This is a genomic window from Mesorhizobium sp. 113-3-9 (assembly GCF_016756515.1).
Lineage (GTDB): Bacteria > Pseudomonadota > Alphaproteobacteria > Rhizobiales > Rhizobiaceae > Mesorhizobium.
Genome location: NZ_AP023246.1, coordinates 4,392,710 through 4,411,269 on the forward strand (window position 1 = coordinate 4,392,710; position 18,560 = coordinate 4,411,269).

Here is an 18,560-nt window from a genome sequence, read left to right on the forward strand (position 1 = left end):
TTTGACATAGCAACGCCGGCCCATTGGCCGGCGCGGCAGCAAGTCTGGAATGATTTAGTAGTGACGATACGGCTTGCGCGGGCCGAAGCCTTCGAAGCGCTTGACGGTTGCCTTGACGCGGACGCGTTGTGCCTCCTGATGCAGCCCAAAAACGGTGGCGATCAGCATGGCGACGGTCATTGCGGTGGCGAGCATGTAGATCAGCATTTGCGTGTTCTCCTGCGCCTTACAACGGATAGATGGGATTTTGGTTTCATCTTATTAAGGTGCAATCTAGTGAACGCTGCGTGAAGGCTTGGTGATCAGCGTGTTCATCTGTCGTTCATGTGCCGGAAAAGGTTCACGACCCGCCCGCCAATCGGATTTGCCTTTGTGAGAGAGGCTCGCTAGAAGCTCCGCCATGACCGAACGCATCGCCCTTTATGCCGGCTCCTTCGACCCGCTGACCAACGGCCATCTCGATGTGCTGAAGGCGTCGCTGGCGGTTGCCGACATCGTCTATGCCGCGATCGGCATTCATCCCGGCAAGAAGCCGCTGTTCTCCTTCGAGGAACGGGTCCAATTGATCGAAGCCGCCACGAAAGCCGAATTTGGCAGCGATGGCGCCCGCATCAGGGTGGTGGCCTTCGACGGGCTTGTCATCGATGCCGCGAGGAAGCAGGGCGCCTCGATCATGATCCGCGGCCTGCGCGACGGCACCGATCTCGACTACGAGATGCAGATGGCCGGCATGAACGAGACCATGGCGCCTGAATTGCAGACGGTCTTTCTGCCCGCCAGCCCGTCGGTACGCACCATTACCGCCACACTTGTACGGCAGATAGCCTCGATGGGCGGCAACATCCGCCCCTTCGTGCCGGCGGCAGTTGCTGGCGCGCTCACCGCCAAATTCGCGAAATAAGCCTCGGAGAAAACACATGCAGCTGAAAAGGCTCGCCTCGTTCCTTGTCGTGCTCGCCGGTCTTTTGACCGCTTCCGTTTCCGCCTATGCCGCCGATCCCGAAAACACCATGATCATCACGCTGAAGGACGGCGACGTCACCATCGCGCTGCGGCCCGACCTGGCGCCCAAGCACGTCGCGCAGATCAAGAAGCTCGTGCGTGACCATGCCTATGACAATGTCGCCTTCCACCGCGTCATCGACGGCTTCATGGCGCAGACCGGCGACGTCAAGTTCGGCAACATGAAGAAGGGTTTCAACTCGCAAGCCGTCGGCACCGGCGGTTCGGACCTGCCCGACCTGCCGGCCGAGTTCTCGCAGACCGAGCACTACAAGCGCGGCGTGGTCGGCATGGCCCGCTCGCAGGATCCGAACTCCGCCAATTCGCAGTTCTTCATCATGTTCGCGCCGGCGCCGCCGCTCGACGGCCAGTACACCATCGTCGGCAACGTCGTCAGCGGCATGGAACTGGTGGACAAGATCAAGAAGGGCGACGAGGCCGACAACGGTACGGTTGCCGACCCTGACCGGATGATCAAGGTGCGCATCGCCGCGGACAAGTAATTCTGTTTTTTGAGAAAAAGGATATCTGACATGGCTGAGATCAAGGACCGCGAGAACGCGCTCATCCTGGAAACGACCAAGGGCAAGGTTGTCATCGAACTTTTCCCCGACCTGGCTCCCGGCCATGTCGCCCGCATCAAGGAACTGGCCAGGGAAGGCGCCTATGACGGCGTGGTCTTCCACCGCGTCATCGACGGCTTCATGGCGCAGACCGGCGACGTGAAGTTCGGCAATTCGAGCAAGCCGACCTTTGCTCCTTCGCGCGCGGGCATGGGCGGTTCCGACAAGCCGGACCTGAAGGCCGAGTTCTCCAACGCCAACCATGGCCGCGGCACCTGCTCGATGGCGCGTTCGCAGAACCCGAACTCGGCCAACTCGCAGTTCTTCATCTGCTTCGACGACGCCGCCTTCCTCAACCGCCAGTACACGGTCTGGGGCCAGGTCATCGAAGGCATGGACAATGTCGACAAGATCAAGCGCGGCGAGCCAGTGGTCGATCCCGACAAGATCGTGTCGCTGAAGGTCGCGGCCGACGTCAAGTAAGGCGAAACGACAATGATGGGCGTCGTCTGGTCGCTTCTCGGCATCCTGTCCGGCGCCTTCATTGCCATTCAGGCCCCGATCAATTCGCAGCTGGCGCGCGGCCTGGGTCTCCCGGTCGCGGCTGCTGCCTTCTCGTTCCTGTCCGGCGCCGTCGTGCTTGGCATCATCTCCGTCACGGTGGTGAAGCTGCAAGGCATCTCGCTCGACTGGAAGGCGCCGGCGCCGTGGCTGTTCGTCGCCGGCGGCATGCTCGGCGGCTTCTATGTCACGCTCTCCACAATCCTGACGCCGCGCATCGGGGCCGCCGCCTTGATGGCGTTCCTGGTGGCCGGCCAGCTGCTGGCCGGCATGCTTATCGATCGCGTCGGCTTCCTTGGCGTCGCGGTGCGCGAGATCTCGCTCGGCCGGGTCGCCGGCGCGGTGCTGCTGCTGGTCGGAGCGCTGCTCGTCCGGCTCTACTGATGCGCGTCGATCTCTTTGATTTCGACCTGCCGGAAGAGCGCATCGCGCTCCGTCCGGCAGAGCCGCGCGACAGCGCCAAGATGCTGGTGGTCAAGCCGGGCGAAGAGCTTGAAGACCGGGCGGTTGGCGACCTGCCATCCCTGCTCAGGGCCGGCGATGTGCTGGTTTTCAACGACACCAAGGTCATTCCGGCGCAGCTCAAAGGCATCAGGCGGCGCGGCGAAGCGGCGGCGCAAGTCGAAGCGACACTGCATATGCGCGTTGCGCCGGACCGTTGGCTGGCCTTCATGCGGCCAGGCAAGCGTATCGCCGCCGGCGACCGCATCCAGTTCGGTCATGACGGCAATTCCTGTTTCCTCGGCCAGCTCGACGCCACGGTGATCGAGAAGGGCGAGGGCGGCGAGGCGCTGCTTGGCTTCGACCTGTCGGGGCCTTTCCTCGACGAAGCGCTGCATGCCGTCGGCCATATTCCACTGCCCCCCTACATCGCCTCGAAGCGCGACGACGACGAGCGCGACCGGGCCGACTACCAGACCATCTATGCAAGGGAGGAAGGCGCCGTTGCCGCCCCTACCGCCGGCCTGCATTTCACGCCGGAGCTTTTTGCTGCTCTCGACGCCGGGGGTGTCGAGCGCCACTTCGTGACCTTGCATGTCGGCGCCGGCACGTTCCTGCCGGTGAAGGCCGACGACACCGCCGACCACAAGATGCATGCCGAGATCGGATCGGTCAGTGAGGCGACTGCCAACGCGCTCAACGCGGCCAAGGCGAGGGGCGGGCGCATCATTGCCGTCGGCACGACCTCGATGCGGCTGCTGGAGAGTGCGGCGCGTGAGGACGGCACATTGGGTGCCTGGTCCGGCCCGACCGACATCTTCATCACGCCCGGCTACCGCTTTCGCACGGCCGACATGCTGATGACCAATTTCCATCTGCCGCGCTCGACGCTGTTCATGCTGGTTTCGGCCTTCAGCGGTCTCGATACGATGCGTGCCGCCTATGCGCATGCCATTGCGAACCGGTACAGGTTCTACTCCTATGGAGACGCAAGCCTGCTTCATCGAGCGGAGATGAGCGATGGACGATGATCTGCAAGCCCTCGATCGCGAAGGCCTGATCGCCGAAGTCAAAAAGCTGCGCGCCGGCATTCGCGCGCATCGTGACACGTCAGGCCATGATCTCTGCTGGCATCACCCGGATTTGTGGGACCTGCTGCCTGAAAAGACCGAGCCATCGATTGCCGTGCCGCCCTGGCCAAAATTCATGCGCGGCTGCGTGCAATACCGCCAGTCGCTCGACAGGCAGGCGCCTGACGCGCCGGTTCATGACAAGGAATTCAATGGTTAAGCCGTTCAGCTTCAAGGTTCTGGCGACCGACGGCAAGGCGCGGCGCGGTGTCATCGACATGCCGCGCGGCGAAATCCGCACGCCGGCCTTCATGCCGGTCGGCACCGGCGGCACCGTCAAGGCCATGTACATGGACCAGGTGCGCGGCGTCGGCGCCGACATCATCCTGGGCAACACCTATCACCTGATGCTGCGGCCGGGCGCCGAGCGCGTGGCGCGGCTCGGCGGCCTGCATGAATTCGCCCGCTGGCCGCATCCGATCCTGACCGACAGCGGCGGTTTTCAGGTGATGTCGTTGTCGAAGCTGAGGAAACTGACCGAAAAAGGCGTCACCTTCCGCTCACATATCGATGGCGCAGCCTACGAGATGTCGCCGGAGCGTTCGATCGAGATTCAAGGCCTGCTTGATTCCGATATCCAGATGCAGCTCGACGAATGCACGGCGTTGCCAGCTGAATTGAAGGAGATCGAGCGCGCGATGGAGCTGTCGCTGCGCTGGGCCGAGCGCTGCAAGGTGGCGTTCGGCGACCAACCCGGCAAGGCGATGTTCGGCATCGTGCAGGGCGGCGACAACGCCGCGCTCAGGGTGCGCTCGGCGCAGGCGCTGAGCGCGATGAATCTCAAGGGCTATGCGGTCGGCGGCTTGGCCGTCGGCGAGCCGCAAGCGGTGATGCTCGAGATGCTCGACATCACCTGTCCGGAACTGCCTGATGACAAGCCGCGCTATCTCATGGGTGTCGGTACGCCTGACGATATCCTGAAATCGGTGGCGCGCGGCATCGACATGTTCGATTGCGTCATGCCGACGCGGGCCGGCCGGCACGGCCTTGCTTACACAAGGCGGGGCAAGGTCAATCTGCGCAACGCGCGCCATGCCGACGACCCGCGCCCGCTGGATGAGGAAAGCGACTGCCCGGCAGCGCGGGATTATTCGCGCGCCTATCTGCATCATCTCGTGCGCTCGCAGGAGGCGCTTGGCGCGATGCTGCTCACCTGGAACAATCTTTCCTACTACCAGAAGCTGATGCAGGACATTCGCGCCGGGATCGAGACCGGCAGCTTCGAGACGCGTGGGGCCGAGATCACAGAGGGCTGGGCGAGGGGCGACATCCCCGTCCTGTAAGACCTCAGGTGCTCAACGAGTTCGATGCCCGCAGGCTGCAGCCGGTGATCTGGAACGTGCCGTCGGGCTGCTGCTGCAGCGTATAGACCGCCTCATAATCCTTGCCGTCGGGGCCGACGATCAGCACCTGCTGGATGATCGAACCCGGGCCTGTCTGCTCGACCTTGCCGAAGGCATAGGACTGTGGCTTGCGCACCGGCGGGTAGCCATTGGTCACCATGTTCATGAAGGCATCGACGGTCGGGAACACCTGCTTCACGTTCGGGGCGGCGAAGCTGTAGGCCTTGGCGCCATCATCGGCCAGCAAGGCCTTCAACTGACCATCGATGACAGTCTGGCCAGCCTTGATTTCGGCATCGCCGGCAAAGGCCGAGGATATGAAGATGAATGGAATGACTGCGAATGCGAAAAAGGCGCGGCGCATGGCCTGTCTCCGTCGTTCCTCGGAATGGTCCCTCAAAATGATGTCCGAGACCCACGATAACATACGCTTGGCGATGCATCCCGGTTTCACCGATCGCGAATATTCGCCACTGGAATGTCATGCCGGTTGCGGCGCTGCGCGAGGCCGCGGCCAGTGCCCGTGTCGGCCAAGTACGGATTCCAATGCTTGAAAGGCCGGCTCCAGTCTGCCAGAAGGGCCGCTTGGACTTGGACGTTTAGCGGGACGAAGCCATGAAGGCGTTTTTCGTGCAGATCAAATGCGAGCTGGGCAAATCCTATGAGGTTGCCAGCGCGCTTGCCGATGCCGAGATCGCCTCGGAAATTTACTCCACCGCCGGCAACTACGATCTGCTCGCCAAATTCTATGTCGACGATGAGGAAGATGTCGGCCATTTCGTCAACGAGAAGGTGCAGATTCTCCCCGGCATCAAGGACACGTTCACGGTCGTCACGTTTCGCGCCTTCTAGCCGGGAATGCATGTGCCCGGGCGCGAGGCAAAGCCTGATCAAGGCCGTATTTCAGCTGCCTCAATTTTAGGCAGGCGCGACATACTGATCGCCCGGATCTCCCAAATCACCGATTACGCTTGATTTTCTCCGGCGACGCCAGTGAAATGGCGTCACAGGGGAGTATGCGATTGGCAGCGTTCGATGAAATGCTTCCGGAAGTCTCCGGATTGAGAAGACCGTATTCGGCTTATGATCGCTGGCTGAAGGAGCAGGATCCAGCCAGGCTTACCGAGAAGATGCAGGACGCCGAACGCGTCTTTCGCAAAACCGGAATCACCTTTGCCGTCTATGGCGAGCAAGAGGCGTCCGAGAGACTTATTCCCTTCGACATCGTTCCGCGCATCATTTCAGGCAATGAGTGGCGCCGCCTGACGCAAGGCATCGAGCAGCGTGTGCAGGCGCTGAACGCCTTCCTCGACGACATCTACCATCGTCAGGAGATCCTGCGCGCTGGCCGTGTCCCCAGGGACCTCATCGCCAGGAACGAGGCTTTCCTGCCGGAGATGATCGGGGTGCGGCCGCCGGCCGGCGTCTACACTCATATTATCGGCGTCGATATCGTGCGCATCAGCGAGGACGAATTCTACGTGCTGGAGGACAATGCACGCACGCCGTCGGGTGTCTCCTACATGCTGGAGAACCGCGAGACGATGATGCAGCTGTTCCCCGAGCTGTTCCAGAAGATCAAGGTGCGGCCGGTCGAGAACTATCCGCAGCTGCTGCGCCAGTCATTGGCGGCGGTGCGGCCGCAGAGCACCAAGGGCGCGCCGACCATCGCGGTGCTGACGCCAGGCAGTTTCAACTCGGCCTATTTCGAGCACGCCTTTCTTGCCGACCAGATGGGCGTGCAACTGGTCGAGGGGCAGGATCTGCGCGTCGTCGACGGCCATGTCGCGATGCGCACGACCGAGGGCTACAAGCAGATCGACGTGCTTTACCGCCGCGTCGATGATTCCTTCCTCGACCCGCTGACCTTTCGGCCGGATTCGGCCCTTGGCATACCCGGCATCATGGATGTCTACCGCGCCGGCAACATCACCATTGCCAATGCGCCGGGCACCGGTATCGCCGACGACAAGGCGATCTATTCCTACATGCCCGAGATCGTCGAATTCTACACCGGCCGCAAGGCGATCCTCGGCAACATCCCGACTTGGCGCTGTTCCGAGCCGGACAGCCTGAAATATGTGCTCGAGCACATCCACGAACTGGTGATCAAGGAAGTGCATGGGTCCGGCGGCTACGGCATGCTGGTCGGCCCGGCGGCGACCAAGAAGGAATGCGAGGCGTTCGCCAAGAAACTGGCGGCGAAACCTTCCAACTATATCGCCCAGCCGACACTGGCGCTGTCGACCTGTCCGATCCTGACCGACAAGGGGCTGGCGCCGCGCCATGTCGACCTCAGGCCCTACGTGCTGGTTTCCGACCGCATCCAGATCGTGCCCGGTGGTCTGACGCGCGTGGCGTTGAAGGAAGGCTCGCTGGTGGTCAATTCCTCGCAGGGCGGCGGAACGAAAGACACCTGGGTGCTGGATGATTGAGATGAGTGAGTAGGGAATAGTCAGTAGTGAGTGGTCAGCTGTAGAGGGGAAACGCATGCCATATTCCATTGAAATTCAACTATTTGCTACGGACTACTCACTGTTCCCTACTCACTAGCCCGAAGGGCCATTCCATGCTTCTCGGCCGCACCGCCAACGGGCTCTACTGGATGAACCGCTATATCGAGCGGGCCGAAAACATGGCGCGGCTGGTCGATGCCGGGCTGCGCATGGCGCTGACGCGCACGCAAAGCGCGTCGGAGGAATGGAACTCGGTTCTGCTCAGCGCTGGCTCGGATGTCACTTTCACGCAGAAGTACTCGGACTACACGGCCGCGAACGTCGCCGATTTTCTGCTGCGCGACACCTCGAACCCGTCGAGCACGATGTCGTCGATCGAGACGGCCCGCAACAATGCCCGCATGGTGCGCACCGCGCTGACGCGCGAGACCTGGGAAAGCATCAACGAAGCCTGGATGTCGCTGAAGCGGATGCTGGCGAGGCCGATCGACGAGCGCGACCTGCCAAGCGTGCTCGATGCGATCAAGCGCGAGACGGCGCTGATCCGCGGTTCGTTCTACGGCACCATGCTGCGCAACGAAATCTTCGATTTCTCGCAACTCGGCACCTATGTCGAGCGCGCCGACAACACAGCGCGCATCCTCGATGTGAAATATTATGTGTTGCTGCCGTCGATCTCCTGGGTTGGCTCGACCCTCGACAACTATCAGTGGGAATCGATCCTGCGCTCGGTGTCGGCGCATCGCTCCTACCGCTGGGTCTATGATGCCGACTACAAGCCGACCAACATCGCCGACTACCTGATCCTCAACGTACGCATGCCGCGTTCGCTGACTTTCTGCTACCGCTTCCTGTCGGAACATCTGAAGTTCCTCAGCGACGATTACGGCGAGCGTCACGCCTGCCACGCAACGGCGGAGAAGACGCAGACCATGCTGAGGGCAGGGTCGATCAAGGACATTTTTGATGCCGGCCTGCATGAGTTCCTGGCCAACTTCATTCGCGACAACACCAGGCTCGGCGACGAGATCGCGCAGGATTACCGGTTTTATTGAGGAAGCCATGAGGCTCAAGATCACGCACCGGACCGAATACCGCTACGACGCGCCGGTGCAATATCTGCTGCAGCGGCTGCGGTTGCTTCCGGTGAGCGGGCAGACACAGACAGTGCTGTCATGGGCGCTGAAGGTCGAGGGCGCGCGCGAGGAAGTGCGATTTACCGATCACTACGGCAACGACACCAGACTGTTGAGCGTCGAGGGTGACCATGACTTCATCACGGTCGAGGCTTCTGGCGAGGTGGTGACGCGCGACACGTCAGGCGTTAGCGGTCCGCATCACGGCTTCGCGCCGCTGTGGTTGTTTGCGCAGGAGACGCCGCTGACCACCATAGGCGGCGGCATTCGCGATCTTGCCGAAGCGGTCGGCGCGGGCACCGATATCGAAAGGCTGCATCGGCTGATGGCAATGATCGGCGAGCGCGTCGCCTACACGCCGGGCACCACCAATGCGACGACACCGGCTGAAGAGGCGCTGGCGCTGAAAACCGGGGTTTGCCAGGACCACAGCCATATCTTTGCCGCCACCGCGCGCGCCATGGGTTTTCCGTCGCGCTACATCAGCGGCTATCTGATGATGGATGCCGTCGAACAAGCGGCAAGCCATGCCTGGGCCGAAGCGCATGTCCCGGGCCTCGGCTGGGTCGCCTTCGACCCCGCCAACGGTATTTCTCCCGACGAACGCTATGTGAAGGTGGCCACCGGCCGCGACTACCGCGATGCCTCGCCGGTATCGGGAATTCGGCTGGGGCAGGCGGAAGAACAGCTTGCGGTCACCGTCACGGTAGAGCAGTAATCCCGCAAGGATTAGTGCCAGAAGAGATTCCATGACCTATTGCGTCGGCCTGAAGATCGATCGCGGGCTCGTGTTCATGTCGGACACGCGTACCAATGCCGGCATGGATTCGATCTCGACCTTCAAGAAGATGCATGTCTGGGAGCAGCCCGGCGAACGCGTCATCGTGCTTATGTCGGCCGGCAATCTGGCGACGACACAGGCCGTGGTCAGCCTGCTCGACGAGCGTACGAAGGCGGTCGGCGATCGTCACGAGAAGCTCCTGGACACGCCGTCCATGTACCAGACGGTGCGGCTGGTCGGCGACACGGTCAAGGAGGTGATCGCGCAATCCTCGCCGGCCGGCGAGAAGGCCGATTCCTATTTCAACGCCTCCTTCATCCTGGGCGGGCAGATCAAGGGCAGTCCGCCGCGGCTGTTCATGATCTATCCCGAGGGCAATTTCATCGAGTCGACCGACGACACGCCGTTCTTTCAGATCGGCGAGACCAAATATGGCAAGCCGATCATCATTCGCGCCTATGAGCGGACCATGAGCCTGGCCGAGACGGTGAAGCTGCTCCTGGTGTCGTTCGATTCGACGCTGAAATCGAACCTGTCGGTGGGCTTGCCGCTCGACCTGCTGTTCCTGGAGAAGGATACTTTCAAGGTTGGCCTGAAGAAGCGGATCGGTCAGGACGACCAGTATTACCGCACGATCTCCGATGGCTGGTCGAATGCGTTGAAGACGGCTTTTGCCAGCCTGCCGGATTTCCCGGGCTAATGCATGCCGCCCAAAGCGGCTCCGGGTTGGGCGAACGACATGCATGAAAACAAGGGCCTAAAGCGCGTCGACGTCGATCCGATCAAGTACGATGCGATTCAGGGCGCGGCAGGCGAGAGTGTTGCATCTATTTCATGTGTTAACTAATAGCGGAATTCGAGAACCGGGCCAAGGGCTCCGGATGTGCGATCATGTCGGGAGGACAGGATGAACAACAACGAGTTCCGGCAATGGTCGCAGCGTGCCGCCGACTGGGGCGCCGACTATCGCAATTCATTGCGCGAGCGGCCGGTGCGGCCGCTGGTCGATCCGGGCGACATTTTCAGGAGCATCGAAGCCTCTCCGCCCGAAGACGCCGAACCGATGGACAGGATCTTCGCCGACTTCGAGGAGAAGATCGTGCCGGGGATGACGCATTGGCAGCATCCGCGCTTCTTCGCCTATTTCCCGGCCAACGCGGCGCCGGTCTCGGTGGTCGCCGAGTATCTGGTGTCGGCGATGGCCGCGCAATGCATGCTTTGGCAGACGTCGCCGGCTGCGACCGAACTCGAAACACGCACCGTCGACTGGATGCGCCAGGCACTCGGCCTACCCGAAGGGTTCTCCGGCGTGATCCAGGATTCGGCCTCGTCGGCGACACTCAATGCGGTGCTGACCATGCGCGAGCGGGCGCTGGATTGGCAAGGCAACAAAGAGGGATTGGCCGGCCAGGCACGGCTGCGCGTCTATTCCTCCGATCAGGTGCATACTTCGATCGACCGCGCGATATGGGTTTCGGGCATCGGCGAGGACAATCTGGTGCGCATTCCCGTCAGCGGCCGTTTCCGCTCCATGGATGCGACAGCCCTGGAAGCGGCAATCGTCGCTGATCGTGCGGCTGGAATGCTGCCTGCCGGCATCATAGGCAGCGTCGGTGGAACCAGCATCGGCGGCACGGACGATATCGCCGCTATCGCCGATGTGGCGCGCCGGCATGGGCTCTATCTGCATGTCGATGCCGCTTGGGCCGGGTCGGCAATGATCTGCCCGGAGTTTCGTCATTTCTGGGCCGGCGCCGAACAGGCGGATTCTGTCGTCTTCAACCCGCACAAATGGCTGGGCGCGCAGTTCGACTGCTCCATCCAGTTCTTGCGGCAGCCGGAAGACCTGGTGCGCACGCTGGCGATCAAGCCCGAATTCCTCAAGACGCACGGACGTGACGGCATCATCAACTATTCCGAATGGTCGGTGCCGCTCGGCCGGCGCTTCCGCGCCTTGAAATTGTGGTTCCTGCTGCGCGCACACGGACTGAAGAACCTGCGCGCCATGATTCGCAACCATGTCGCCTGGAGCGAAGGCCTTGCTGCACGGCTGGCAGGAGAGCCGGATTTCGAAATCGTCAGCGAACCGATGCTGTCGCTGTTTTCGTTCCGGCACAAAACGACCTCAAGTGCTGATGCCGACGAGCATAATCTGCGACTGGTCAATGCGATCAACGACGATGGCCGTATCTACCTGACGCAGACGAGGGTGGACGGCCAGGTGGCAATACGGTTCCAGGTTGGCCAGTTCGAAACGACCGCTGGTGACGTCGACGCGGCTTTTGCCATCATCACCGAAATCGCCAGGAATGGCGTGATCCAGCCTTGATGGCGTTGCGTTTCGGCTTTGTCTTGGTGATCAGGTAATTTCTGTTAGCCGGCTTATGCCTTTTCATGGCTTTCGCTTTCGTCTATAGACAGGAAAAACGAAAACGGGAGCTTGCCTTATGTATCTGTCTCCGCGCCATGCCGAGATCATCCAGATGGCCAAGGACCATGGCCGTGTGCTGGTCGACGACCTGGCCACTCATTTCAATGTGACGCCGCAGACCATTCGCAAGGATCTCAACGATCTCTGCGACCAGCGGCTGCTTTCGCGCATCCATGGCGGTGCCTTGTTCCCTTCCGGGATCGAGAACATGGAGTATGAGGCGAGGCGCAAGATCGCGGCGGACGAGAAGGAAGCGATCGGCCGCGCCGCGGCAAGGCTGATTCCCGACAATGCCTCGCTGTTCATCAACATCGGAACCACGACGGAGGCGGTCAGCAAGGCTTTGCTCGATCATAATGGCCTCATGGTCATCACCAATAACATCAATGTTGCCAACAGGATGCGCATATATCCTTCGATCGAGGTGGTGATCGCGGGCGGGGTCGTGCGCGGCTCGGACGGCGGCGTCGTCGGCGAAGCCGCGGTCGATTTCATCCGGCAGTTCAAGGTCGACTACGCCGTCATCGGCGCTTCGGCCATCGACCATGATGGCGCCTTGCTGGATTTCGATTTTCGCGAGGTGAAGGTGGCGCAGGCGATCATTGCCAATGCCAGGCACGTCATCCTGGTCTCCGACCAGACCAAGTTCGAACGCACGGCGCCGGTGCGTATCGGCCACCTGTCACAGGTCAACACCTTCATCACCGATCGTTGCGACATCGCATCGGTGCGCAAGATCTGCCAGGAGGCCGAAGTTCAGCTGATCGAGACGTCGCTTGGCTGAGGCTGGTCACGGCCCCCTCACGGTGTCGTGATATTTCGTTTGACATTCGTTATCAGTTCGAAATAATTCCGCCACGGTTTCGCAAAAGACCAAAATGGTGCAATGCGAAATCGTGGAGGCGTTAAGTGGACACAACTTCGGTCCGGGACATTTTCGTAATCGGCGGCGGCATCAATGGCTGCGGTATTGCCCGGGATGCCGTTGGGCGCGGGTTTTCGGTTTTTCTCGCCGAGATGAACGACCTCGCCTCCGGAACCTCCTCAGGTTCGACCAAGCTGATCCATGGCGGCCTGCGTTATCTCGAATTCTATGAGTTCCGCCTGGTGCGCGAGGCGCTGATGGAGCGTGAGGTTCTGTGGAAGAACGCGCCGCACATCATCTGGCCGATGCGCTTCGTGCTGCCCTATGCCAAGGGCCTGCGGCCCGCCTGGCTGATCCGGCTCGGCCTTTTCCTTTACGACCACATTGGCGGCCGCAAATTGCTGCCGGCGACCAGGACGCTCGACATGGCGAGCGATCCGGCGGGCAAGCCCTTGAAGCCGCTGTTCAAAAAGGCCTTCGAATATTCCGACGGCTGGGTGAACGATGCGCGCCTGGTGGCGCTCAACGCACGCGATGCCGCTGATCGTGGCGCGACGATTCGAACCCGTACGAAGGTTGTCGGCGCGCACCGCGAAGACGACCTTTGGACAATCAAGATCGAGAATCTGCAGAACGGCGAGACCGAGGAGGTCAAGGCCCGGCTGCTGGTCAATGCCGCCGGACCATGGGTCGATCACGTGCTGTCCGGCGTCGTCGGCTTGAACGATGTGCATAATGTCCGTCTCGTGCAGGGCAGCCATATCGTCATCGCCAAGAAATTCGACGATCCGCGCGCCTATTTCTTCCAGAACAAGGATGGCCGCATCATCTTCGCCATTCCCTACGAGGAAGAGTTCACGCTGATCGGAACCACCGACCGGGACTATCCCGGCGATCCGCACGACGTGAAGATCAGTGATACCGAGATCGACTATCTCTGCGCCGCGGCCAGCGAGTATTTCGCGCAACCCGTCAAGCGCACGGACATTGTCTGGACCTATTCGGCGGTGCGTCCGCTCTATGATGACGGCGCCTCCAAGGCGCAGGAAGCAACACGCGACTACGTGCTGAAGGCCGATGGCGGCGAGGGCGCTGCGCCGCTCGTCAATGCCTTTGGCGGCAAGATCACCACCTACCGCCGGCTGTCGGAATCGATGCTGGAGAAGATCGAGGGTTTTCTCGGCAAGCGCGGCAAGCCGTGGACGTCGGATGCACCGCTGCCGGGCGGGGATTTCCCGGCCACCGGTTTCGATGCGCAGGTGGCCAAGCTGAAGGCTGCCTATCCGTTCCTCGATGCGCGCCTCGCCCGGCGGCTGACGCGGCTCTACGGGACGCGCGCTCAGGTTCTGCTCGGACTTGCCAAGTCAAATGCCGAGCTCGGCCGCAATTTCGGTGGCGACCTCTACGAGGCCGAGGTTCGCTATCTCGTTGAAAACGAATGGGCCATCACGGCAGAGGATGTGCTGTGGCGCCGGACCAAGCGCGGCCTGCATCTCGCCCGCGAGCAGGTCGCGGCCCTCGATGAATTCATGCGCGGCATAAGCCGCCGGCATGTCGCGGCCGCCGAATGAGGAGATTTTGAGCTGATGCAGAAAGCCTGGGAGGAGGCGTCATGCTTGAACTGAGGAACGTCACCAAGACAGTCGGTGCGGTGGAGCACATACACGACGTGTCGCTGACCCTTCAGCACGGCTCGCTCAACGTCCTGCTTGGGCCGACGCTTTCCGGCAAGACCAGCCTGATGCGGCTGATGGCCGGCCTCGATGCGCCGACCTCCGGTTCGGTCTGGTTCGATGGCCGTGATGTCACCGGCACACCGGTGCAGAAGCGCAAGATCGCCATGGTCTACCAGCAGTTCATCAACTATCCGGCGATGACGGTCTATGAGAACATCGCCTCACCGCTGAGGGTGGCCGGCGTCGAGCAGGGCAAGATCGACAGCCAGGTGCGCGAGGCCGCCGCACTCCTCAAGCTGACGCGCTATCTCGACCGCACACCGCTCAACCTGTCGGGCGGCCAGCAGCAGCGCACAGCGCTGGCGCGCGCCATCGTCAAGAATGCCAGCCTGGTGCTGCTCGACGAACCACTGGCCAATCTCGACTACAAGCTGCGCGAGGAGTTGCGAGCCGAACTGCCGAGGATTTTCGCCGCCGCCGGCACCATCTTCGTCTATGCCACCACGGAGCCGCACGAGGCGCTGCTGCTCGGCGGCAACACGGCAACACTATCGGAAGGCCGCATCACCCAGTTCGGGCCGACAATCGACGTCTTCCGCAGGCCGGTCGACCTGGTGACGGCCAGGACCTTCGCCGATCCGCCGCTCAACACCATCGTGCTGGCCAAGAAAGGCGCCGACTTCCTGCTCGAAGGCGGGGTGAAGCTGCCGGTGCCGTCCGAACTTGTCGGCATCGCCGACGGCAACTACACGATCGGCTTCCAGCCGCACCATCTTTCGCTCGAGCGGCCAAATGCCTCGGCGGTGCCGGTGCGGGCAAAGGTCACCATCACCGAGATCACCGGGTCCGAGAGTTTCATCCATCTCGATTTCGCCGATGTGCGCTGGGTGATGCTGACCCACGGCATTCGCGATTTCGAGACCGACGCGGTGGTCGAGGTGTTCATCGATCCGCGTCACATCATGGTCTTCGACGAGCACGGCCGCGCCGTGACCGCGCCGAAGCTGGCGGCTTGAGGAGGACGATATGGCGCGCATCGACGTCAACCATGTCAGGCATTCCTACCTGCCGAACCCGCGGAAGGATGCCGATTTCGCGCTGCGGGAAGTGCACCACACTTTCGAGGATGGTGGCGCCTATGCGCTGCTCGGCCCGTCCGGCTGCGGCAAGACCACGCTGCTCAACATCATTTCGGGGCTGCTTCATCCCTCGCACGGCCAGTTGCTGTTCAACGGCAGGGACGTGACCAATCTGTCGACGCAGGAGCGCAACATCGCGCAGGTGTTCCAGTTCCCGGTCATCTACGACACCATGACCGTCTATGACAATCTGGCCTTCCCGCTGCGCAATCGCGGCGTGCCGGAGGCCGATGTCGACCGCAAGGTGCGCGAGACGCTGGAGATGATCGACCTGGCGTCGTGGGCGAAGAAGAAGGCGAGGGGCCTGACCGCCGACCAGAAGCAGAAGATCTCGCTTGGCCGCGGGCTGGTGCGCTCAGATGTCAACGCCATCCTGTTCGACGAGCCGCTGACCGTCATCGACCCGCACATGAAGTGGGTGCTGCGCTCGCAATTGAAGCTGCTTCATCGCCGCTTCGGCTACACCATGGTCTACGTCACCCATGACCAGACCGAGGCGCTGACCTTCGCCGACCAGGTCGTGGTCATGTATGACGGCGGTATCGTCCAGATCGGAACGCCGGCGGAGCTCTTCGAGCGGCCGCGCCACACTTTTGTCGGCTATTTCATCGGCTCGCCCGGCATGAACGTCATGCCGGTGGCGATCGACGGCAGGACGGCGACGCTCGGCTCCCAGCGGATCGAATTGCCGGGCGCACCCAAGGCGGCCGGCGGTGCCGTCGAACTCGGCATCCGTCCCGAATATGTGCGTCTCGGCCGCGACGGCATGGCTGTTTCAATCAGCAAGGTCGAGGATCTGGGCCGCCACAAGGTGGTGCGCGCCAAACTGGAGGGGCGCGACATCGCCGCCGTCATCGGCGAGGACGAGGCCGTTCCGGCCGAACCGAAGGTGCGGTTCGAGCCTGCGGGCATCAACATCTATGCCGATTCCTGGCGTGTCGAGATGGGGGCATAGATGGACAAGACCTGGAACAACAAGGCCTGGTTCCTGGTGCTGCCGGTGCTGGTGCTGGTGGCGTTCTCGGCCGTCATCCCGCTGATGACCGTCGTCAATTATTCGGTGCAGGACACGTTCGGCAACAACGTCTTCTTCTGGGCCGGCACCGAGTGGTTCGAGGAACTGCTCCATTCCAGCCGCTTCTGGGAGGCGATGAGCCGCAACCTCATCTTCTCCTTCATCATCCTCGCCATCCAGGTGCCGCTCGGCATCTTCATCGCGCTCAACATGCCGAAGAAGGGCTGGGGGGTGCCGGTCTGCCTGGTGCTGATGGCGCTGCCGCTGCTGATCCCGTGGAACGTCGTCGGCACCATCTGGCAGGTGTTCGGGCGCAATGATATCGGCCTGCTCGGCTATTACCTCAATGCGCTCGGCATCGACTACAACTACGTGCAGGATCCATTCGACGCCTGGGTGACGATCATCATCATGGATGTCTGGCACTGGACGAGCCTCGTCGTGCTGCTCTGCTATGCCGGCCTGGTCTCGATCCCGGACGCCTTCTACCAGGCGGCCAAGATCGACGGCGCCTCGCGCTGGGCGGTGTTCCGCTACATACAGTTGCCGAAGATGCAGCGGGTGCTTTTGATCGCCGTGCTGCTGCGCTTCATGGACAGTTTCATGATCTACACCGAGCCCTTCGTCGTCACTGGCGGCGGCCCGGGCAACTCGACGACGTTCCTGTCGATCGACCTGGTCAAGACGGCGCTTGGCCAATTCGACCTCGGTCCGGCGGCCGCCATGTCGCTGGTCTACTTCCTCATCATCCTGTTGTTGTCATGGGTGTTCTACACCGTGATGACCAATTACGACGCGGAGCGCTGAGATGGCCGGCGCCAATGAACGAACCGAGCGCAATGCGATGAACGGGGCCGCCGCCGCGGAGGGTCTCGCCAGTTCGCTGTCGCAGAGCGAGCTCGACAGGCGCATGCGCCGCCGCGGCGAGGAATCGCGCTGGTGGTGGATCGTGCCGACGCTCTACATCTTCGTGCTGCTGTTGCCGATCTACTGGCTCATCAATATGAGCTTCAAGACCAATGCGGAGATCGTCAACTCGCTGACGCTCTATCCGCATGCGCCAACCATCGCCAACTATGTCACGATCTTCACGCAGAAGGCCTGGTATTCCGGCTATATCAATTCGATCACCTATGTCGTCATGAATATGGTGATCTCGGTGTCCGTGGCCTTGCCTGCGGCCTACGCCTTCTCGCGCTATCGCTTCCTTGGTGACAAGCATCTGTTCTTCTGGCTTCTGACCAACCGCATGGCGCCGCCGGCGGTGTTCGCGCTGCCCTTCTTCCAGCTCTATTCCGCCTTCGGCCTGATCGACACGCATATTGCGGTGGCGCTTGCGCACTGCCTGTTCAACGTGCCACTGGCGGTGTGGATTCTCGAAGGCTTCATGTCGGGCGTGCCGAAGGAAATCGACGAGACCGCCTATATTGACGGCTATTCCTTCCCGCGCTTCTTCATCAAGATCTTCATGCCGCTGATCGCCAGCGGCATCGGTGTCGCCTGCTTCTTCTGCTTTATGTTCTCGTGGGTCGAACTGCTGATCGCCCGCACACTGACCACGACCGACGCCAAGCCGATCGCGGCGACCATGACCCGCACAGTGTCGGCATCGGGCATGGACTGGGGGCTGCTGGCCGCCGCGGGCGTGCTGACGCTGATCCCCGGCGCGCTCGTGATCTGGTTCGTGCGCAACTACATCGCCAAGGGCTTCGCCCTGGGGAGGGTCTGACCATGAATCTCGACTTCTCCTGGATGGCGTGGACCTGGCCTACGGCCGCCTTCTTTATCGTCATCGCGCTGCTGCTGGTCGGCATGGGGGTCTGGGAATACGCGTCGCCAGGCGGCAACCCGCGTGTCGGCGTGCTGCGCTTCGAGACGACGCGCGGCGATCGCCTCTTCGTTTCGCTGCTTGGCAGCGCCTTTATCCATCTCGCTTGGCTGGGTCTGATTGGGCCCAGCCTGTGGTGGGCTCTCGCTCTCTCCGTGGTCTACGCCATCGGCGTGTTCCGCTACGTATAGAG

The 18,560-nt window shown here is 61.8% G+C and carries 22 protein-coding genes; 20 read left to right on the forward strand and 2 right to left on the reverse strand.

What is annotated here, in order from left to right; all coding sequences use genetic code 11:
• Nucleotides 1-54 precede the first annotated feature (54 nt).
• Complete coding sequence (locus MesoLj_RS21260) at nt 55-207, reverse strand: hypothetical protein (protein ID WP_081294748.1); 153 nt, start codon at nt 205-207, stop codon at nt 55-57.
• Between the two features lie 193 nt (nt 208-400).
• Here MesoLj_RS21260 and coaD point away from each other — a divergent pair, with 193 nt between their 5' ends.
• The 7 genes from coaD (at nt 401) to tgt (ending at nt 4,980) form a co-directional block, all read left to right on the forward strand.
• Nucleotides 401-901 (forward strand): pantetheine-phosphate adenylyltransferase, encoded by a 501-nt coding sequence (coaD, locus tag MesoLj_RS21265; RefSeq protein ID WP_056576824.1) that lies wholly within the window; start codon nt 401-403, stop codon nt 899-901.
• Nucleotides 902-1,010: 109 nt separating this feature from the next.
• Nucleotides 1,011-1,505: a peptidylprolyl isomerase gene (locus tag MesoLj_RS21270; protein WP_446720333.1), complete on the forward strand. Its 495-nt coding sequence runs from the start codon at nt 1,011-1,013 to the stop codon at nt 1,503-1,505.
• 30 nt (nt 1,506-1,535) lie between these two features.
• Nucleotides 1,536-2,048 (forward strand): peptidylprolyl isomerase, encoded by a 513-nt coding sequence (locus MesoLj_RS21275; RefSeq protein ID WP_202322263.1) that lies wholly within the window; start codon nt 1,536-1,538, stop codon nt 2,046-2,048.
• A 12-nt stretch (nt 2,049-2,060) separates the two neighbouring features.
• Nucleotides 2,061-2,510: a DMT family transporter gene (locus MesoLj_RS21280; RefSeq protein WP_140773445.1), complete on the forward strand. Its 450-nt coding sequence runs from the start codon at nt 2,061-2,063 to the stop codon at nt 2,508-2,510.
• Complete coding sequence (queA, locus tag MesoLj_RS21285; RefSeq protein WP_202322265.1) at nt 2,510-3,598, forward strand: tRNA preQ1(34) S-adenosylmethionine ribosyltransferase-isomerase QueA; 1,089 nt, start codon at nt 2,510-2,512, stop codon at nt 3,596-3,598. Before MesoLj_RS21280 ends, queA begins: the two co-directional genes overlap by 1 nt.
• The gene (locus tag MesoLj_RS21290) at nt 3,588-3,857 is read left to right on the forward strand and encodes a hypothetical protein (protein ID WP_172350397.1); all 270 of its coding nucleotides are present in this window, start codon (nt 3,588-3,590) and stop codon (nt 3,855-3,857) included. The genes queA and MesoLj_RS21290 overlap by 11 nt, the downstream gene beginning before the upstream one ends.
• Nucleotides 3,850-4,980, forward strand: a complete 1,131-nt coding sequence (gene tgt / locus MesoLj_RS21295) for a tRNA guanosine(34) transglycosylase Tgt (RefSeq protein ID WP_202322267.1) — start codon at nt 3,850-3,852, stop codon at nt 4,978-4,980. The genes MesoLj_RS21290 and tgt overlap by 8 nt, the downstream gene beginning before the upstream one ends.
• A gap of 4 nt (nt 4,981-4,984) precedes the next feature.
• Here the strand turns inward: tgt and MesoLj_RS21300 are convergent, their stop codons facing one another.
• Complete coding sequence (locus tag MesoLj_RS21300; protein WP_140773453.1) at nt 4,985-5,404, reverse strand: DUF4864 domain-containing protein; 420 nt, start codon at nt 5,402-5,404, stop codon at nt 4,985-4,987.
• A 251-nt stretch (nt 5,405-5,655) separates the two neighbouring features.
• Between MesoLj_RS21300 and MesoLj_RS21305 the strand changes: the two genes are divergently transcribed.
• The 13 genes from MesoLj_RS21305 (at nt 5,656) to MesoLj_RS21365 (ending at nt 18,558) form a co-directional block, all read left to right on the forward strand.
• Nucleotides 5,656-5,892, forward strand: coding sequence for an Lrp/AsnC family transcriptional regulator (locus MesoLj_RS21305; RefSeq protein ID WP_010909609.1), 237 nt, complete (start codon nt 5,656-5,658; stop codon nt 5,890-5,892).
• A 170-nt stretch (nt 5,893-6,062) separates the two neighbouring features.
• Nucleotides 6,063-7,475 carry a circularly permuted type 2 ATP-grasp protein gene (locus MesoLj_RS21310; RefSeq protein WP_056576849.1) on the forward strand — a complete coding sequence of 471 codons (1,413 nt, stop codon included), beginning with the start codon at nt 6,063-6,065 and terminating at the stop codon, nt 7,473-7,475.
• 134 nt (nt 7,476-7,609) lie between these two features.
• Nucleotides 7,610-8,551 (forward strand): alpha-E domain-containing protein, encoded by a 942-nt coding sequence (locus MesoLj_RS21315; protein ID WP_140773455.1) that lies wholly within the window; start codon nt 7,610-7,612, stop codon nt 8,549-8,551.
• A 7-nt stretch (nt 8,552-8,558) separates the two neighbouring features.
• A complete protein-coding gene (locus MesoLj_RS21320) occupies nt 8,559-9,350 on the forward strand; it encodes a transglutaminase family protein (protein ID WP_056576855.1) in 792 nt (263 codons plus the stop codon).
• 31 nt (nt 9,351-9,381) lie between these two features.
• A complete protein-coding gene (locus MesoLj_RS21325) occupies nt 9,382-10,113 on the forward strand; it encodes a peptidase (protein ID WP_140773457.1) in 732 nt (243 codons plus the stop codon).
• Nucleotides 10,114-10,320: 207 nt separating this feature from the next.
• Nucleotides 10,321-11,742, forward strand: coding sequence for a pyridoxal phosphate-dependent decarboxylase family protein (locus MesoLj_RS21330; protein ID WP_202322269.1), 1,422 nt, complete (start codon nt 10,321-10,323; stop codon nt 11,740-11,742).
• Between the two features lie 118 nt (nt 11,743-11,860).
• Nucleotides 11,861-12,628 carry a DeoR/GlpR family DNA-binding transcription regulator gene (locus MesoLj_RS21335; RefSeq protein ID WP_027044602.1) on the forward strand — a complete coding sequence of 256 codons (768 nt, stop codon included), beginning with the start codon at nt 11,861-11,863 and terminating at the stop codon, nt 12,626-12,628.
• 125 nt (nt 12,629-12,753) lie between these two features.
• Complete coding sequence (glpD, locus tag MesoLj_RS21340; RefSeq protein ID WP_202322271.1) at nt 12,754-14,280, forward strand: glycerol-3-phosphate dehydrogenase; 1,527 nt, start codon at nt 12,754-12,756, stop codon at nt 14,278-14,280.
• Nucleotides 14,281-14,321: 41 nt separating this feature from the next.
• On the forward strand, nt 14,322-15,401 hold the full coding sequence (locus MesoLj_RS21345; protein ID WP_202322273.1) for an ABC transporter ATP-binding protein: 1,080 nt from the start codon (nt 14,322-14,324) through the stop codon (nt 15,399-15,401).
• A 10-nt stretch (nt 15,402-15,411) separates the two neighbouring features.
• Nucleotides 15,412-16,479, forward strand: coding sequence for an ABC transporter ATP-binding protein (locus MesoLj_RS21350; RefSeq protein WP_140773465.1), 1,068 nt, complete (start codon nt 15,412-15,414; stop codon nt 16,477-16,479).
• A complete protein-coding gene (locus MesoLj_RS21355; protein WP_140773467.1) occupies nt 16,480-17,346 on the forward strand; it encodes a carbohydrate ABC transporter permease in 867 nt (288 codons plus the stop codon). It begins immediately after the preceding gene.
• A gap of 1 nt (nt 17,347) precedes the next feature.
• Entirely contained in the window at nt 17,348-18,268 is a 921-nt protein-coding gene (locus tag MesoLj_RS21360; RefSeq protein ID WP_056576877.1) for a carbohydrate ABC transporter permease, read from the forward strand.
• Between the two features lie 2 nt (nt 18,269-18,270).
• Nucleotides 18,271-18,558 (forward strand): DUF2160 domain-containing protein, encoded by a 288-nt coding sequence (locus tag MesoLj_RS21365; RefSeq protein WP_056576880.1) that lies wholly within the window; start codon nt 18,271-18,273, stop codon nt 18,556-18,558.
• The last annotated feature ends 2 nt before the right edge of the window (nt 18,559-18,560 follow it).

Coding starts and splice junctions, on each gene's coding strand:
- MesoLj_RS21260 (WP_081294748.1), bottom strand. CDS start 207: ATGCTGATCTACATGCTCGCCACCGCAATGACCGTCGCCATGCTGATC.
- coaD (WP_056576824.1), top strand. CDS start 401: ATGACCGAACGCATCGCCCTTTATGCCGGCTCCTTCGACCCGCTGACC.
- MesoLj_RS21270 (WP_446720333.1), top strand. CDS start 1,011: ATGATCATCACGCTGAAGGACGGCGACGTCACCATCGCGCTGCGGCCC.
- MesoLj_RS21275 (WP_202322263.1), top strand. CDS start 1,536: ATGGCTGAGATCAAGGACCGCGAGAACGCGCTCATCCTGGAAACGACC.
- MesoLj_RS21280 (WP_140773445.1), top strand. CDS start 2,061: ATGATGGGCGTCGTCTGGTCGCTTCTCGGCATCCTGTCCGGCGCCTTC.
- queA (WP_202322265.1), top strand. CDS start 2,510: ATGCGCGTCGATCTCTTTGATTTCGACCTGCCGGAAGAGCGCATCGCG.
- MesoLj_RS21290 (WP_172350397.1), top strand. CDS start 3,588: ATGGACGATGATCTGCAAGCCCTCGATCGCGAAGGCCTGATCGCCGAA.
- tgt (WP_202322267.1), top strand. CDS start 3,850: ATGGTTAAGCCGTTCAGCTTCAAGGTTCTGGCGACCGACGGCAAGGCG.
- MesoLj_RS21300 (WP_140773453.1), bottom strand. CDS start 5,404: ATGCGCCGCGCCTTTTTCGCATTCGCAGTCATTCCATTCATCTTCATA.
- MesoLj_RS21305 (WP_010909609.1), top strand. CDS start 5,656: ATGAAGGCGTTTTTCGTGCAGATCAAATGCGAGCTGGGCAAATCCTAT.
- MesoLj_RS21315 (WP_140773455.1), top strand. CDS start 7,610: ATGCTTCTCGGCCGCACCGCCAACGGGCTCTACTGGATGAACCGCTAT.
- MesoLj_RS21320 (WP_056576855.1), top strand. CDS start 8,559: ATGAGGCTCAAGATCACGCACCGGACCGAATACCGCTACGACGCGCCG.
- MesoLj_RS21325 (WP_140773457.1), top strand. CDS start 9,382: ATGACCTATTGCGTCGGCCTGAAGATCGATCGCGGGCTCGTGTTCATG.
- MesoLj_RS21330 (WP_202322269.1), top strand. CDS start 10,321: ATGAACAACAACGAGTTCCGGCAATGGTCGCAGCGTGCCGCCGACTGG.
- MesoLj_RS21335 (WP_027044602.1), top strand. CDS start 11,861: ATGTATCTGTCTCCGCGCCATGCCGAGATCATCCAGATGGCCAAGGAC.
- MesoLj_RS21345 (WP_202322273.1), top strand. CDS start 14,322: ATGCTTGAACTGAGGAACGTCACCAAGACAGTCGGTGCGGTGGAGCAC.
- MesoLj_RS21350 (WP_140773465.1), top strand. CDS start 15,412: ATGGCGCGCATCGACGTCAACCATGTCAGGCATTCCTACCTGCCGAAC.
- MesoLj_RS21355 (WP_140773467.1), top strand. CDS start 16,480: ATGGACAAGACCTGGAACAACAAGGCCTGGTTCCTGGTGCTGCCGGTG.
- MesoLj_RS21360 (WP_056576877.1), top strand. CDS start 17,348: ATGGCCGGCGCCAATGAACGAACCGAGCGCAATGCGATGAACGGGGCC.
- MesoLj_RS21365 (WP_056576880.1), top strand. CDS start 18,271: ATGAATCTCGACTTCTCCTGGATGGCGTGGACCTGGCCTACGGCCGCC.